Below are 15638 nucleotides of genomic sequence, written 5' to 3'. Positions count from 1 at the left end.
GTCATACCAGCGTCGTTCGCGGACAGTGTCGATCATGACATGGGTGAACGATGGCGCTGTTTGACGTCTCCGACCTGGCCGTCACCCTCCACACAGGAAATCGCGCCACCGGCCGGCGGGTGGTGCGCGCCGTCGAATCATTCAGCTTCGCGGTCGACGAGGGCCAGACCCTGGCGATCGTCGGTGAATCAGGTTCGGGGAAAAGCGTTTCCCTGCTCGCCGCGACCCGCCTGCTCGGGACGAACGCCGACGTCACCGGCGCGGTACGTTTCGCGGGCCGCGACCTGCTGACGCTGCCGGACAGGGAGCTGCGCCAGATTCTGGGCAAGGACATCGGGTTCGTCTTCCAGGATCCCCAGAGCAACCTGCATCCGTTCAAAACCATCGGCAGCCAGATCGACGAGGTCCTCCGCATCCACGGCAGCCGGACCCGTCGCGCCCGGCGCGCGCGGGCCGTCGCCCTGCTCGACGAGGTGGGCATCGCCAGGCCCGAAAAAGCCTATGCCAGCTACCCTGCCGAGTTCTCCGGTGGTATGCGGCAGCGAGCCATGATCGCCATCGCCATCGCGCACAACCCCGCACTGATCATCGCCGACGAACCGACCACCGCTCTCGACGTCAGCGTGCAAGCCGGGATCCTGAGGTTGCTGGCGCGGCTGCAAGCCGAGCACCGCACCGCGGTCGTCTTCGTCAGCCACGACCTCGGCGTCGTCCACGAGATCGCCGACACGGTCGTGGTGGTCAAGGACGGCCGTGTCGTCGAATCCGCTGCCCGCGAACAGATCTACGGTGACCCGCAGCAGCCCTACACCCGGGAACTGCTGGACGCGTCGCTGGTGCACAGCATCGATGCGGCCCCGTCGATCGGCACGCCCCCGGACAGGCAGGACAACCCGTTGCTGACGGTGCGCGGCCTGCGGAAGTCCTACCGGGAGCGCGGTCGGCACCGTCGGCGCCGGACCGTGGTGGAGAACCTCGACTTCACGTTGCATCGCGGCGAAATCGTAGGCCTGGTAGGCGAATCTGGGTCAGGAAAGTCCACCGTCGGACGCATCATCGCCGGGCTTCAGTACGCCGACGCGGGCGAGATCACCCTGGCCGGGACGACGTTTCCGACGTCGGCGTCCGACGGGATTCCACGGCTGCCCGCCGCGACCCGACGGACGGTGCAGCTCGTCTTCCAAGATCCGTATTCCAGCCTCAATCCGCGTCGCACCGTCGCGGAGTCACTGGCGGCTCCCCTGCTCGCCCAACGTGAACCCCGCGAGTACATCACCGGGCAGGTCGAGCGTGCCGCTGACGCCGCCCGGCTGCCCCGGGCGTTGATGGAACGACACCCGGCCGAGCTGTCGGGCGGGCAGCGCCAGCGGGTGGCGATCGCACGCGCGCTGGTCCTCGCACCGCGGCTGATCGTGGCCGACGAGGCGTTGTCGTCGCTCGACGTGACCACGCAGAGCGAGATCCTGGCCCTGATCCGCCGGCTCGCCGACGAAGAGGACACCGCGTTCCTGTTCATCACCCACGACCTGGGCGTCGTGTCATCCGTGGCCCACCGCGTGATCGTGCTCGGCCCCGACGGCGTCGAGGAGATCGGCGACACCGCAGAGGTGTTCGCCGCCCCGCAGTCGTCCTACACCCGGGCACTCATCGACGCGGTGCCCCGACTCGACGCGCGCGTGTCGTGAGCCGGCTGCTGGTTCCGTCGCCCGGCGGCGGCGAGCTCTCCGCCGGTCCCGCACGCACCCGGTGGCGATCGTGGTACGCCGACCCCGGCCTGGTGTTCGGCGCAGTGCTCGTCGGCCTGGTCCTTCTTGCCGCGCTCAGCGCTCCACTGGTCGCGGCGCTGGTCGGCCATGGTCCCACCGACCAGTTCCCCGACGACACGCTCGACGACGCGGGCCTGCCCATCACCGGCGGCAACGGCTTCCTCTTCGGGGCCGACGGCAGCGGGCGCGACGTGTTCATCCGCACCTTGTACGGAGCCCGGATCTCGCTGGGCATCGGCATCCCCGCCACCACCATCGCGATGCTGCTCGGCGTCGTCGTGGGACTGGCCGGCGGCTACTTCGGTGGCCGGGTCGACGCGGTGCTCTCCGAGCTGACGAACATCGCGCTGGCGTTCCCGTTCCTGGTCACCGCGCTGAGTGTGGTGACGCTGAACCGCGGCACCGCTGGCACCACCCTCGTCGATCCGGTCGTCGTGGTGATCGGCATCATCGCGCTGTTCTCGTGGACCTATTTCGCGCGCCTGGTCCGGAACTCGGTCATCGAGATCAAGGCGAAACCGTTCGTGCTCGCTGCGATCGGCGCCGGAAGTTCGCATGCCCGCGTCATCGTCACGGAGATCCTGCCGAACGTCGCCCCGACCGTGATCATCTACTGGGCGGTGCAGCTGCCCACCAACATCGTCGCCGAGGCATCACTGTCGTATCTGGGCGTCGGGATCAAGGCGCCGACCCCCAGCTGGGGCACGATGATCGCCAACGCGCAGGACTCCGCGCTCTACCAGGTGCAGCCGCTGATGCTGATCGCCCCCGCCGTCGGACTTTTCGTCACGGTGCTGGGATTCAACGTGTTGAGCACCCGGCTGCGCAGCCGCTTCGATCCCAGTTCGGCCGGTTGAGCGATGGCCCCGTTCCTGCTCGCCCGCGCCGCCCGGATGGTGGTCACCGTCTTTGCCGTCGTACTGATCACGTTCGGCCTCACCAAGCTCGCCTACCAAAACCCGGGCCGGATGTTGGCCCCGGAGAACGCATCCCAGCAGACGGTCGACGCCATCACCAGGAGTCTTCGGCTCGATGACCCGTGGTATGTCCAGCTGTGGCACTACGTCGTGCGCGGACCGGAGATCAAGGGCACGCCGACCGGTCTGCTCAATTGGCCACCCAGCCTTGGCTATTCGTACCGAGAGCAACGGCCGGTCACCGGATTGATCCTGGAGAAGTTCCCGGTGACGGTCAGCCTCGCCGTCGGTGCGCTGGTGCTGTGGATCGCGTTGTCGGTGCTGCTCGGGGTGTACGCGGCACGCAAACCGGGCGGCGTCTTCGACACCGTGACGTCAGGGATCTCCTACGTTTTCCTGTCGGTACCGACGTTCGTCACCGGGGTGCTGCTGCTGTTCGTGCTTTACTACCAGCTCTCGCTCGCCGGATTCAAGTTTTTCCCGAGCGGCGGGTACGTGCCGTTGACGACCTCACCCGCGCAATGGGCCCTGCACCTGTTGCTGCCCTGGGCCACCCTGGTCATCGCCCAGGTCGGGTTGTTCCAACGCGTGGTGCGTGCCTCGGTGCTCGAAGTCGCGAACAAGGACTTCATCCGCACCGCGCGGGCCAAGGGCCTGCCACCCCGCAGCGTGTACTTCGATCACGCGCTGTCGGCGGCGCTGAACCCGATCCTGACCCTGGGCGCCATCGAATTCGCCGCGATACTCGGCGGCGCCATCATCACCGAGCAGATCTTCGGCCTCGACGGCATCGGCCGGCTCGCCGTGAGCGCCGCCAACAGCGGCGACGCCCCGGTGGTGATCGGCTGCACGCTTCTGGGCGCCGTCATCTTCGTCGTCGCGACGTTCGTCATCGACGTGATCACCCACGCCCGCAGTGGCAAATAGACCTCGCACCCCAACACACAAGGAGAAGAAACGATGAGATCGGTAGTACGCGCTGTCGCTGCGCTGGCGGGAGCGGTGATGCTGGTGTCCGCGTGTGGCACCAGCGACGAGCAGGCCGCTCCCACTGACCCGTCGCAGCTCTACGGCGGCACACTCAAGGTCGCCTCGGTCGGCGACATCGACGCGTTGGACCCGCTGATCGCCTACTCCGCGGAATCGTGGCAGGTGATCAGGGCGACGACGCGCCAACTCGTCACCTACGCCGGGAACAAGGAGAGCATCGGAGCCGACACCGAAGTCGTCCCTGACCTTGCCGAGAGCTGGGAGGTCAGCCCGGACAAGCTGACCTACACCTTCCATCTGCGCGACGACATCAACTTCTCGGGCGCCTCGACGCGCCCGATCACCGCGCAGGACTTCGTCTACGCCGTCAAGCGATTCCCCGATCCCAACGCCCAGGTCAGTGCGATCACCTATTACAACGCGCTGTTCGCCGGGTTCGAAGAGTACGCCGCCGAATTCGCCAAGGTGCCCACGGGAGATCTGACCGCGGTGAAGGAGTTCATCGACACTCACGAGATCAGCGGGCTCAAGGCGCTGGACGACAAGACCTTACAGCTGACCCTGACCCAGCCGGCGAGCGATATCCTCGACATCCTGACGCTGAACTTCGTGTCGCCGCTGCCCGAGGAGGTCGTCTCCAAGTACTTCGCCGACAGCCTGGAGTTCCGGAAGAACTACGTCTCCAGCGGCCCGTACTTCATCGAGTCCTACGAGCCCGACCGCCAGCTGACCCTGGCCAAGGTGCCCGAGTACAACAGCGACGGAGACCCGCGAAAAGCCCACGCGGACAAGATCGTCTTCGATACGACGGTCGCCTCCGCCGACGCGGCCTCCCAGCAGCTGCAGACCGGGACCGCCGACATCGGGCTCTACATCCGGTCCTATCCGGCCAACGTGATCGCCCAGTACAAGAAGACCGACCCGGACCACCTGCACAAGTCGGCCAGCGGCTCGGCGATCTTCATCAGCTGGAACAATCCGGCCGAACCGGCGACACCTGCTCAGGGCGCACTCAAGGATCTGCGGGTCCGGCAGGCCTTCAACTACTCGTTGAACAGAGCCGATGTCGTGCGCGGACTCGGCGGACCGGATTCCGCGATCGTCAGCAACGAGATCCTGACCTCGACGATCACCGGATACAACGACGAGAACCCTTACCCGACACCGGAAGACAAAGGCGATCCGGAGAAGGCGAAGGCGCTGCTGGCCGAAGCCGGTCAGGAGAACCTGACCGTCAACGTCGCATACCGCAACACCCCCGAGTTCGAGAAGATCGCCACCTCGGTGCAGGCGGCAGCCGAACGCGGCGGAATCACGGTGCGGTTGACCCCGATTCCGGGTGAGAGCTGGGGTGCGTTCAGCGCATTCCTCGCCGACAAGTCCAAGCTCGACCAGTGGGACCTGGCGATCACCAACTGGACCCCGGACTGGCAGGGCAACAGCGCGAGGATGACTCTGGGCGGCTGGCTGGATTCGGAATTCGCCCCGGGAGGCACCTGGAACGGCGTCACCTACGACAACCCCGAACTCAATGCGGCGGTGCGTCGTGCGTTCGCCGCCGAGGATTCGACCGAGGACTGGAAGCAGGCCAACAGGATCGCCACCGAGGATCTGGCGTGGTTCCCGTTGATCGAACGGGTGAAGTCGGTGCCCACGTCGGACCGGGTGACGAACTGGACGTGGCAGTCGCTGGGTAACGGCGGCGACATCACCAACATCGCCGTCACGGGATGACGAAGAAGCGCGTGGTGCCGGCCCCCCGGCCGGCACCACGCGCTTCGGTCAGCTCTCAGTTGCCCTGGCCGCCACGTCCGCGCGCCGCCAGATCGGGTACGGGATCCTTGGCGTTGATCAGCCAGTCACCCAGGATGCGGGCCTTGTACACCCGCGGATTATGGGATGCGAGGGTGCGTGCATTGCGCCAATGACGGTCGAGTGCAATGTCTTCCGATACACCGGACGCACCGAGGGCGTCGAAGATGTTCGTCGTGGCCCGCAGCGCGGCGCCGATGATCACCAGCTGAGCCTGGGTCACCGCGACCTCGGCGCCGATCAGCCGCTGCCGTGCCCGGGTCTCGTCCCCGCCGATCCGTCCGGCGACGATGTCGTCCAGGCTGCGCGCGCTGAGCCCGAGTGCGGCCCTGGCTGCGAACGCGTCGGCGGACACATCGCCGATCACCTGCAGGAGTTGCACGTCGTCTGTGGGCTTCGCGGCCAGACCTTGCGGATAATTGCGCTTACGGTCCGCCAGTGCCGTCGAGCCGTCCCTCAGCGCGGCGCGGGTGATACCGGTCAGCACCGACAGCATCGCGATCTGATAGAAGTGCGGCTGGTACGAGAAACGTTCCGCGGCGGGGAACACGTTGCCGCGCTCGGCGCGGACGCCGTCGTAGCGGGCCGAACCGCTCGCGGTGGTGCGCTGGCCGAATCCCTGCCAATCGTCGACCAGCGTGACACCGGGATCGGTGCGGCGCACCAGCGCGGTCAGCAGTTCGCCGTCGCCGTCGCGGCCGATCACGTCGAGCCAGTCGGCGTAGAGACTGCCGGTGGCATAGTATTTCGAGCCCGTCACCACCCAGTGATCGTCGCGGGCGGTCACCGTGGTCGTCATGTTGGCCAGGGTGACGTTGTTCGCCTCGGTCCAGCCGCCGCCGACGAACTCGCCGTCCAGGAGGCGGGTGATCCAGGTGTCGTTGGTGTCCGAGACCGGGGCGTTGAGCCGATCCTCGACGAAGGCGAGATGGTTGCGCCAGATGTGGGCCACGTTGGAGTCGGCGGCGCCGAGGTCGGCCAGCAGCAGGAAGGTCTGTTCCAGGGACGCACCGAAACCGCCGTGGTCCAGCGGGATTCGCAGCTTCCCGAACCCGGCGTCGTTGAGCAGCCTGACCTGCTCGTGCGGGAGCACCCGGCGGCGCTCGCGTTCGACATTGCCTTCGGCGACCTTGTCGAACACGGGCTGGAACCGGTCTTGCAGATCGGCGAGATCAGCGGTCGGCGCCGTCAGGTAGGTCGTGTTGGTCGTCACTGGGCGAAACCTTCCATTCGGTAGGCGGACTGGAACTCGACGGCGACGTATCCCAGCCGCCGGTAGAGCAGGTGGGCGTTGCTGCGGTTGTGGATGTCGGTGCCGAGTGAGGCAAGGGTGAGGCCGCGCGACAACGCGGCGAGCCAGATCTTGCGCAACAGCAGCTCGGCGATACCATTGCGACGCTGGTCTTTGCGCACCCCGATGTAGTCGGTGTGCGCACTGCGCTCCGCGGCTTCACCGGTGCCCGCCGTGTACACCGAACCGAGGACGTAGCCGACCACCTCGTCGGCGGTGTCGAGCGCCGCGATACTGAAATCGGGTGCGAACAACCGGCTGTGGATGTGGTGCTGCCACAGTTCCAGCGTCTTGGACATGTTCCCGAAGTGCTCGAGGAAGGTGTCGTACTGCAGCCGGCGGACCTGTTCACCCAGCCCGCGGCCGATCACCTCGGGCCAGCGCACCACCGTGATGCCGTCGCGAGAGGCCGCCGCGAGCGCCGCGGGGTCCTCGCCGTCGAGCGGTTTACGGGTGCGGATGAACTGGCCCTCCCTCGTCGCACCGCGGCGTGCCAGCGCATCGATCACGTTCGTGTGGCCGTCACCGATGAACGCGCGCAGGAACGATCCGGGGATCGCGGCGCTCTCGGCGAAGAACCTGGCCACGACGCCGTCGACCACCTCGTCGGCGAGATCGGCGGGTACGGTCGGGTCGAGCACGATGTCGGCAGCGATCTCGGGCTGCAGTCCGTGGGGCTGATGCAGTGCCGCGTAACCGCGGATGCGCCCGTCGTCGTCGCGCACCACGGTCACCGCGCCGGGGAACACCCCCTCGAGCTGTTCGGCCACGTCGCGCGAGTCCGCGGCGAACTTGCGGCCGCCGAGACCCTCGGTGGTGGCCAGGAAGTCCGCGATCAGCGGATGGTCGTGGGCGGTGGCGGGGCTCAGCTGCCAGGTTCCGGCACCGCGATGGTCGGTCAGGGTCATGAACTCTCTCCGGTGTGTGAAAGAACGGTCACGAGTAGAAGCCGGGCGTCGGCTCGGTGCCGTTGAGGACGTAGTCGCCGATCTGGACCTGCTTGCGCTGCAGCGGATCATGCAGGCTCAGCGTCCGGACGTTGCGCCAGAACCTGTCCAGGCCGTCGGCGGCGGCGGTCGACCGAGCTCCGGTCACCTCGAACAGCCTGCTCGACACGGCCAGCGCGACGTCACTGGCATGCAGCCGGGCCGCATTGATCAATGTGACCGTCTCGGCGCGCTGTGCCCATGACAGATCGGCTCCCTGTGCCCGCGCGGCGTCGAGCGCGGTGTTCGCCCGTGCGGTCAGCGCGACGGCGGACTGCACCTGGGTCCAGAGTTGCCCGAAGCGCTCCAGCACGAGCGGATCGTCACCGGAACGCGCGTACCCCGTCTCGACCCACGGACGCGAGCGGGTGCGGGTGTAGGCGGCCGCCTCGTCGAGTGCACCGACCGCGATACCTGTGAAGATCGACGCGAATCCGGCGTACATGTGCAACACGTCCAGTTGATCGGCGGCGGTGGTCTCGGCGACCCCGTAGCCGTAGCCGATGAGGTCGTCCGCGCTGACCTCGACGCCGGACAGCGTGGTGGTGCCGCTGACGGTCAGACGCTGACCGATGTTGTCCCAGTCGCCGCCGAAGGACAGCCCCGGGGCCGACCGTTCGACGTGAAAGGTCGCGAGCTGACCCGACACATCCCGGGCGCCCAGCGTCGTGTTCTCGTCGAACACGGTCCACACCAACAGCACATCCGCCAGGGCGGCACCGCTGGTGAACGGCTTGGACCCGGTGAGCCGGAAACCCGCTGCGGTCTGGGTGGCCAGGATCAGCGGCGGGTAGGCGGCCTGCGCGACGGTGCCATGGAACAGCCGCTGCTCGGCGATCCGCTCGGCCCGTGCGGGGCCGGCGAACCCGTTCTCCCCACGGGTTCCGGCGAGGCTGCCGAAATAGTGGTAGAGCAGAACGTGCGCGATCGACGAATCCGCCTCGGCGATGATCGCGACGATCTCGGCCACCTGTGACCAGGTCGCTCCTCCACCGCCGTACTCCTCGGGGATGAACAGCCCCAGCAGGTCGGTCTCCTTGAGCCATCCGATCTCGTCGACCGGATCTCGTCCGGCATGGTCCCGCTGCGCGGCAGTGGTTTTCAGCTTGTCACGAAGCGCCGTCGCGGCATCGAGGACCTCTTGGTGGGTCATCGCGCGACCGGTTCATCGGAGGCCGGCGCGTTCTGGCCGAGCACGTCGAGGATGCCCTCGTCGGCCAGCCGCTGCTGTTCCTCCTCCGACAGGGTCTGGATCGTGCCGATGCGCCGCGCCACCTCCGGCTTGGCCTTGGTCAGGTACCAGTACCACGCGAGACCGGCCGCCAGGATGGCACCGAAGATGAACGGCAGGATGTTGAACGGGAATTCAGGCACCGGGTAGAAGTTGCTGAAGATGACGTAGCCGAGACCCAGCACCGCTGCCGCCGACACCACCAGCCGCAGCGGTGTGAGTGCCTTGATCTTGTACAGCCAGATCGGTGTCGCGATGACGACCAGCAGGTAGCTGATCAAGAAGCCCCACGTCGCGACGTAGCCGCCGTACACGTCGAAGACCAGCCGACCCGCCGAACTGAAGGTCGCGACGACCGAGAAGATCAGCGCCAGCGCGCCGATGAACACCACACCGACCCAGGGTGTCTGGTAGCGGGGATGCACCCGCGAGAGTGCCTTCGGCAGTGCGCCTTCGTGGGCGAAGGTGAACAGTGAGCGCGCCCCCGCGGTGGTCACGGCGGTGACGAACACGATGAACGCGATCGCCACAGCGCCACTGACGACCTGGTTGACCCACGCCACGCCTGCGCTGTCCGCCAACTGCGGCAGCACGGCCTTGTCACCGTCGATCTCATCGAAGAACAGAATCTGCGGATATGTCGCGACCACGTAGAGCACGCCGAGGATCAGCACCACCCGCAGCAGCGAGCGCGCGATGTTGCGGTGCGCGTCTTTGGCTTCGGCGCCCAGCGAGGCCACGCTCTCGAATCCCGCGTACGAGCCGACGGCAGACACCGCGGCGATGAACGTCGCACTCGACGCGAGGTGTTGGGGGTTCCACTGCTCCCAGTCGATCCGGAAGCCGTAGGTGACATAGGAGCCGACGATGATCACCAGGATCGACGCGATCGCGATGAGCTCGAAGACGAGTTCGTATTTGGCGGAGACCGACACGCCGCGGTAGGGCAGATAGATGGCGGCGGCGACCACGACGACGACGAGCAGCAGCCTGAACCAATGTTCCTGTGAGCCAAGGCCGATGGACTCCAGGAACGCGTCCAGGTACAGCACACCACCCAGGGTTCCGGTGGTCGCGAAACCGATGTAGCCGATCAGCAGGCTGAAGCCGGCCGCGAACGCGAAGCCGGGGCCGAGGCCGTTGCCGGTGTAGGTGCCCAGCGAGCCGGATGACACCGTGCGCTTGGCCTGGAAGCTGATCGTGGTGGCGATCAGCACCACGATCCCGAGTCCGACCAACACCGCCCACGCGGCGCCCTTCCCGGCGGCGACGAACAGGGAGAAGGGCACGACAGCGACGGCGACGCTGGGAGCTGCGGCCGCCAGCCCCTGGGCGAACACCCCCCAGGCGCCGACGGCGTCACGCTTGAGCCCGATTCCCTCCGCCGAGGTGAGACCCCGGCCGGACAGTGCCACTTCGCGGCGAGTGGGTGTGGACATGATGTGCCCGCTTTCTTCGAAGGATCCGGCGGGCAAGAGATCGCAAGGAAGCGATAAACTCCAGCCCCGCAGCCGAATTGACAACAGGGTGATATGCCGTTCACGGTGCCGCAACATGCGCGCAAACGTGAGCGATCAAATCGGCAGGATTCTTTTCTGACGGAAAGCAACCGCCGGATGGTCGTCGGGCAGCAACGGTTCCGAGCCACCGAAGATCCGCTGGCGCAGCGAAACCGGCTCATCGGCCACCCGCGCGCGGCCGCGACTGCGCAACTCGGGAATCAGGAACTCGGCGACGTCGGCGAAACTGCCCGGAGTGACGTGATAGGCGATGTTGAACCCGTCCACGCCGGCTCGCTCCGCGTAGGCCTCCAGGTCGTCGGCCACCGTCTTCGCGGATCCGACGAACAGCGCTCCCCCGAATCCGCCGAGGCCGCCGACATAGTCGCGCAGCGTGATTCGGTTCCGGCTGTCGGGATCGTCGACCGCGGCCAGGATGGATCGGCTGGCGTCGGTGTCGAACTGGTCGATGGGACGGTCGACGCCGTAGCGCGACCAGTCGACGCCGCTGAGGGCGGACAGCAGCACCAGCCCGCCTTCCAGATCGTGATAGTGCGCGAGCTCGTCGGCCTTGGCACGGGCCGCCGAATCCGTGCTGTCGGTGACGATCTCGACCGAGGTGATGAACTTGATCGAGCCCGGTCTTCGACCGTACGCCGCGGCGCGGCGTTTGACGTCCTCGATGTTGCGCCTGAGCACGTCCGGGCGGGGGTCACTGGCGAACACCAGTTCGGCGTTGCGCGCCGCGAACTCCCGCCCCGCCGCCGAGGTGCCCGCCTGGAATAGCACCGGGGTGCGCTGCGGAGACGGCTCGACGAGGTGGGCGCCGGGCACGCTGAAGTAGGTGCCCTCGTGCGCGATCGGATGCACCTTGGTGGGATCGGTGTACACACCGCCGACGCGGTCACGCACCACCGCATCGGGCTCCCAGGATCCCTCCCAGAGCTTGAACGCGACCTCGACGAACTCCTGCGCCATCGCGTAGCGCTCGTCGTGCGGGATCTGCCTGTCCCGGGCGATGATGTTGCGCGCGGCACTGTCGAGCAGCGAAGTGACGATGTTCCACCCGATCCTGCCGTCGGTCAGATGGTCGAGCGTGCTGAACTTGCGGGCCAACAGGTACGGATGTTCGTAGGTGGTGGACACCGTCACACCGAAGCCGAGATGTTCTGTGGCCGCTGCCATCGCCGACACCGCCAGCAGCGGGTCGGTGACCGGGGTCTGCACGCCGCGGGCCAGCGCGGCCGACGCGTCACCGCCGTACACGTCGAGCTGACCGACCGCGTCGGCGATGAACAACGCGTCGAACCCGCCGTCCTCGAGCAGTTTCGCCAGCTCGACCCAGTACGTCAGATCGGTGTAGCGGGACGTGGTGTCCGCCGGATGTCGCCACAGCCCGTAATTGCCGTGCGACACAGTCGACATCGTGAACGCCGACAGGACGAAGGGTTCCCGGCTCACGACGCGCTCTCGTAGCGGTTCGCGGGTGCGTCGAGGCCGAGGTGGTCGCGCAGGGTGGTGCCCCGGTACTCGTGCCGGAACAGGCCGCGTTTACGCAGCACCGGGACCACCTGCTCGGTGAAGTTCTCGAACTGGCCGGGCAGGCCGGGGTCCTTCAGGACGAACCCATCCGCGGCCCTGGAGGTGAACCAGTCCTCGATCTGGTCGGCGATCCGCTCCGGGGTGCCGACCACCTGCGCGCCCCAGCCTGCGACGGTGCGGAACAGGAATTCACGCACGGTGGGATTTCCTTCGGTAGCAAGCGCCCGGTAGCCCGCGAGTGCGGTCTGGTGTGTCTCGGTGCGGTCGGGGAACGCCGAGGCCGGAACCGGTCCGTCGAGATCCGCACCGGTGACGTCGACGTCGACCTCCAGCAGCCAGCCCGCCTGGTATTCGGGGCTGAAGTACTCGTAGGCGGCCTCCTCGACCCGGCGCGCCTCCTCCTCTGTAGAGCCGACCAGGTACCACAGCGACGGCGTGATCAGCGGAGCGTCGGCCCGTCCCTGCCGCGCCGCCTCGTCGTGGATGCGGCGGTAGAACCGCTGCGCGCTGTCTTTGTTTCCCTGCCCGGTGAAGATCACCTCGGCATGACGCGCGGCGAAAACACTTCCGGTGTCCGATGATCCGGCCTGGAAGATGACCGGTTGCCCCTGCGGTGAGCGGGCGGCCCCGATCGGCCCCTTCACGTCGAAGTAGGTGCCGTGGTGGTCCGGCACGTGAATCTTGCTGACGTCGTGGAAGATCCCAGAGTCGCGGTCGGCGACGATCGCCCCGGATTCCCAGGAGTCCCACAGCTTCTTCACCACGTCGATCGCTTCTTCGGCGATCCGGTACCGCTCGTCGTGTTCGACCACACCGCCGGCGCTGAAGTTGTCGGCAGCGGCCTGCGCGAAGCTGGTGACCAGATTCCAGCCGACCCGCCCACCGCTGAGGTGGTCCAGGGACAGGAACTGGCGCGCCAGATGATACGGGTGTTGCAGCGTCGCGGAACCGGTCAGGACCAGACCGATGTTCTCGGTGACCGAGGACAGGGCCCCGGCGGTGGTGAACGGTTCGAAATCCTCGGTGGTCTTGTAGGGCCAGGTGGCCGATGGGCCGAAGTTCAGTCCGTCGGCGAAGAACACCGCGTCGAGCGCGGCCGCCTCGGCTGCGCGGGCATGGTCGATCAACCGGCGGCGTACCGCGGGGGTGCTGCTGTCGATGTCGGGGTGCCGCCACGGGCCTGCCGACCGGGTGTTTCCGAAGGTCAAGAGGTGGACTTCGCGTGTCACTTCACGGAAGTTAGTGTGCGAGAGGTATTTCCACGAGGTTTCAAACCGCGGCGAGTGCAACCTCCCGCAGCACGGTCTCCGTACGTGCGCGGGCCGCGTCGTCCCCGGTGGGAACGGCGCTGAACTCGGTCACTCCGAGGTCGGCGAATCGCCTGAGCCCGCGCACCACCTCGTCCTCGTCGCCGACCAGGCACAGGTCGGCGACGCTGCCGACACCCTCGCGCTCCAGCATCCCCCGGTAGGCGGGCACCTCGTTGGCCACCGCGAACGCCGCGTTGATCTCGGCGCGGGTGCCCTCGACGTCATCGGTGACGCTGACCGGCAGACCGACGATCACCTGCGGCGCGGGACGTCGCGCATCCTCGGCCGCTCGGGTGATCCGGGGGATCACATGATTCTCAAGGGCTTTCGGTCCGGTCCAGGTGGTCAGTGTGCCTGCGGTCAGCGCACCGGCCAGCTCGAGCATCCTCGGCCCGAGCGCGGCGATCACGATCTGTGGTGCGGCCACGGAGGACTCGAGTTTTCCGACGGCGGTGATGCGCGGGCCGTGGTGGTCGACGGACTGTCCGGCCAGCGCGGGACCGAGCACCTCGAGGTATTCCCGCAGATACGCCGCGGGCGCATCGTACGAGTACCCCAGCACGTCGGCCACCACGAACCGGTGACTGACGCCGAGACCGAGGACGAACCGGCCTTCGGTCGCCGCCGCGACGGTCAACGCCTGTCGTGCGAGCACGAGCGGGTGCTGGCCGTAGGCGACCGCGACGGAGGATCCGAGTCCGATCCCCGGCGTGCGGGCGCCGGCGACAGCCAACGCGGTCAACGCATCCCAGCCGTTCGCGCCGACGATGGGCGGTAACTGCGGCAGCCACACCCGGGCGAAGCCGGACTCGGCGGCCGCCGCGACATCGCCGAGTAGCGTGGCGAAACCCGCGTCCGGGCGCGGCACGACGGTGAGTGTGATGTCCATGGCCTGCACCCTTCGGTACGATTCGGAGACTGTCTCCGGTCAATATATGGAGACCGCCTCCGTTTGTCTACGCCAACCGGGAAGGGGCCATGAGTCCGACCGCCGCTCGATCGCGCCGCGCCGATGCCGCGCGCAACCGCGAACTCCTGCTGCGGGCTGCCCACGATGCGTTCACCGCACGCGGGGTGACCGCATCGCTGGACGACGTCGCGCGTGCCGCGGGCGTCGGCCCCGGCACCCTGTACCGGCACTTCCCCACCCGGGATGCGTTGGTGCTCGCGGTCATCAACGACGGGCTGACCGACATCCACCACCTCGGCACGGAACTACTGACCGCCTCCGATCCGTTCGGGGCGCTGCGCGAATGGCTGCGGGCCTACATCGAACAGGGCGCGATGTTCAAAGGCCTGGCCGCGACATTGGCCAGTCCGCCGCCGCCGCCGGACGGGACGCGGAGCACGTGCGAACTGGCGCGCACGGCAGGCGCCGCGTTGATCGCCCGGGCCGCGGACACCGGCGCGATACGCACCGACATCGGCCCCGACGATCTTCTCGACATGGCGGCGGCGATCACGTGGGTGGGTGAACAGCCCGACCGGGACAGGGCCCGGTGCCACAGGTTGCTGGACGTGTTCGTCGACGGACTGCGGCCGCGGGCCGGCTGACCGCTACCGCGCGGCGTTGGCGACCATCGCGTCGACGATTCGGACCGCCTCGTCGGTGATGCTGTAGCCGCACGCCCACGCCTCCACGGTCAGGTTCGACACCAGCGACAACGCGTGCTGGCACGCCCAGCCGTCGGCCCCTTCCTGCGTGGTCACCTGCGTGATCAGATCGTCACTGACCACGACGTCGTCGAGTTCCCACAGGTATTCCCCGTCGCCGACCACGATCGCGTTGTTCGCGCAGTCCTGCCAGGTGGCCTTCGAGTCGTCGAAGAAGTCCTGCGCGTTCTGCGCGTCCGGGTAGAGCACCGCGACCTGCTCGACCCAGTGGTCGTTGTCGGCACCCGGTTCGCGGGCCACCTGGTCGCGCACGGCGATCCAGTCGGTGCCCTCATACACCGGCGCCTCGGCGCCGTACACCGCACCGAGGCAGTCCGGGGCGGACACTTCCGCGGAATGGTCGGTCATCTCGTCGACCTCGCTGGTGACCTCCATGCGGGTGGACCCGACGATCGTGTTGATCTGCTCGATGGGCAGCAGAATCCTGTCGAGGTGGCCCTCGTCGAGCGGGGGCACGTCGAACAGCACGGAACCGTGGCCGCGCACCGCGGTCCCGTCGACGGTGCTCACGCAGCCCGACAGCTGCATCGACGCCAGGACCATCGCGGCCGCGACACACCTTGGGCGCAGCGCGGCGATCGTCCTCACCGCGTCATTGTCCACTACAGCCGCGACGGAAC

Annotated in this window: 13 protein-coding genes; 5 read left to right on the top strand and 8 right to left on the bottom strand. The window is 67.5% G+C overall.

Going from position 1 to position 15638, the window contains the following annotated elements:
- Positions 1-50: 50 nt before the first annotated feature.
- From NTM_RS16775 to NTM_RS16760, 4 genes are read left to right on the top strand one after another with little or no spacing between them, the layout of a single operon-like run.
- The gene (locus tag NTM_RS16775) at positions 51-1685 is read left to right on the top strand and encodes a dipeptide ABC transporter ATP-binding protein (RefSeq protein ID WP_163766909.1); all 1635 of its coding nucleotides are present in this window, start codon (positions 51-53) and stop codon (positions 1683-1685) included.
- Complete coding sequence (locus NTM_RS16770; RefSeq protein ID WP_232079735.1) at positions 1682-2623, top strand: ABC transporter permease; 942 nt, start codon at positions 1682-1684, stop codon at positions 2621-2623. Before NTM_RS16775 ends, NTM_RS16770 begins: the two co-directional genes overlap by 4 nt.
- A 3-nt stretch (positions 2624-2626) precedes the next feature.
- Positions 2627-3610 (top strand): ABC transporter permease, encoded by a 984-nt coding sequence (locus NTM_RS16765; protein ID WP_163766908.1) that lies wholly within the window; start codon positions 2627-2629, stop codon positions 3608-3610.
- A 33-nt stretch (positions 3611-3643) separates the two neighbouring features.
- On the top strand, positions 3644-5407 hold the full coding sequence (locus tag NTM_RS16760; RefSeq protein WP_163766907.1) for an ABC transporter substrate-binding protein: 1764 nt from the start codon (positions 3644-3646) through the stop codon (positions 5405-5407).
- 55 nt (positions 5408-5462) lie between these two features.
- On the opposite strand, the gene NTM_RS16755 is transcribed toward NTM_RS16760, so the two are convergent.
- The 7 genes from NTM_RS16755 to NTM_RS16725 form a co-directional block, all read right to left on the bottom strand.
- A complete protein-coding gene (locus NTM_RS16755; protein WP_163766906.1) occupies positions 5463-6698 on the bottom strand; it encodes an acyl-CoA dehydrogenase family protein in 1236 nt (411 codons plus the stop codon).
- Positions 6695-7684 (bottom strand): GNAT family N-acetyltransferase, encoded by a 990-nt coding sequence (locus NTM_RS16750; protein WP_179963949.1) that lies wholly within the window; start codon positions 7682-7684, stop codon positions 6695-6697. Before NTM_RS16750 ends, NTM_RS16755 begins: the two co-directional genes overlap by 4 nt.
- Before the next feature lie 28 nt (positions 7685-7712).
- Positions 7713-8915, bottom strand: coding sequence for an acyl-CoA dehydrogenase family protein (locus NTM_RS16745; RefSeq protein WP_163766905.1), 1203 nt, complete (start codon positions 8913-8915; stop codon positions 7713-7715).
- Complete coding sequence (locus tag NTM_RS16740; protein WP_163766904.1) at positions 8912-10432, bottom strand: APC family permease; 1521 nt, start codon at positions 10430-10432, stop codon at positions 8912-8914. Before NTM_RS16740 ends, NTM_RS16745 begins: the two co-directional genes overlap by 4 nt.
- A 135-nt stretch (positions 10433-10567) precedes the next feature.
- Entirely contained in the window at positions 10568-11953 is a 1386-nt protein-coding gene (locus NTM_RS16735; RefSeq protein ID WP_272955232.1) for an LLM class flavin-dependent oxidoreductase, read from the bottom strand.
- Entirely contained in the window at positions 11950-13263 is a 1314-nt protein-coding gene (locus NTM_RS16730) for an NtaA/DmoA family FMN-dependent monooxygenase (RefSeq protein ID WP_163766903.1), read from the bottom strand. The genes NTM_RS16735 and NTM_RS16730 overlap by 4 nt, the downstream gene beginning before the upstream one ends.
- Before the next feature lie 40 nt (positions 13264-13303).
- Positions 13304-14233 carry a TIGR03564 family F420-dependent LLM class oxidoreductase gene (locus tag NTM_RS16725; protein WP_163766902.1) on the bottom strand — a complete coding sequence of 310 codons (930 nt, stop codon included), beginning with the start codon at positions 14231-14233 and terminating at the stop codon, positions 13304-13306.
- Between the two features lie 89 nt (positions 14234-14322).
- On the opposite strand from NTM_RS16725, the gene NTM_RS16720 reads away from it, so the two are divergent.
- The gene (locus NTM_RS16720) at positions 14323-14898 is read left to right on the top strand and encodes a TetR/AcrR family transcriptional regulator (RefSeq protein ID WP_163766901.1); all 576 of its coding nucleotides are present in this window, start codon (positions 14323-14325) and stop codon (positions 14896-14898) included.
- A gap of 3 nt (positions 14899-14901) precedes the next feature.
- Here the strand turns inward: NTM_RS16720 and NTM_RS16715 are convergent, their stop codons facing one another.
- A complete protein-coding gene (locus tag NTM_RS16715) occupies positions 14902-15561 on the bottom strand; it encodes a sensor domain-containing protein (RefSeq protein WP_104863572.1) in 660 nt (219 codons plus the stop codon).
- Positions 15562-15638: the final 77 nt, after the last annotated feature.

The organism is Mycolicibacterium parafortuitum (assembly GCF_010725485.1).
Lineage (GTDB): Bacteria > Actinomycetota > Actinomycetes > Mycobacteriales > Mycobacteriaceae > Mycobacterium.
The sequence above is the reverse complement of the archived record's forward strand: the minus strand, read 5'-3'. Positions and strand labels throughout refer to the sequence as shown.

Bases quoted from the DNA above. Each gene is read 5' to 3' on its own strand.
- NTM_RS16775 (WP_163766909.1), top strand. From the start codon at position 51: ATGGCGCTGTTTGACGTCTCCGACCTGGCCGTCACCCTCCACACAGGA.
- NTM_RS16715 (WP_104863572.1), bottom strand. From the start codon at position 15,561: ATGGTCCTGGCGTCGATGCAGCTGTCGGGCTGCGTGAGCACCGTCGAC.
- NTM_RS16760 (WP_163766907.1), top strand. From the start codon at position 3,644: ATGAGATCGGTAGTACGCGCTGTCGCTGCGCTGGCGGGAGCGGTGATG.
- NTM_RS16720 (WP_163766901.1), top strand. From the start codon at position 14,323: ATGAGTCCGACCGCCGCTCGATCGCGCCGCGCCGATGCCGCGCGCAAC.
- NTM_RS16740 (WP_163766904.1), bottom strand. From the start codon at position 10,432: ATGTCCACACCCACTCGCCGCGAAGTGGCACTGTCCGGCCGGGGTCTC.
- NTM_RS16725 (WP_163766902.1), bottom strand. From the start codon at position 14,233: ATGGACATCACACTCACCGTCGTGCCGCGCCCGGACGCGGGTTTCGCC.
- NTM_RS16745 (WP_163766905.1), bottom strand. From the start codon at position 8,915: ATGACCCACCAAGAGGTCCTCGATGCCGCGACGGCGCTTCGTGACAAG.
- NTM_RS16750 (WP_179963949.1), bottom strand. From the start codon at position 7,684: ATGACCCTGACCGACCATCGCGGTGCCGGAACCTGGCAGCTGAGCCCC.
- NTM_RS16765 (WP_163766908.1), top strand. From the start codon at position 2,627: ATGGCCCCGTTCCTGCTCGCCCGCGCCGCCCGGATGGTGGTCACCGTC.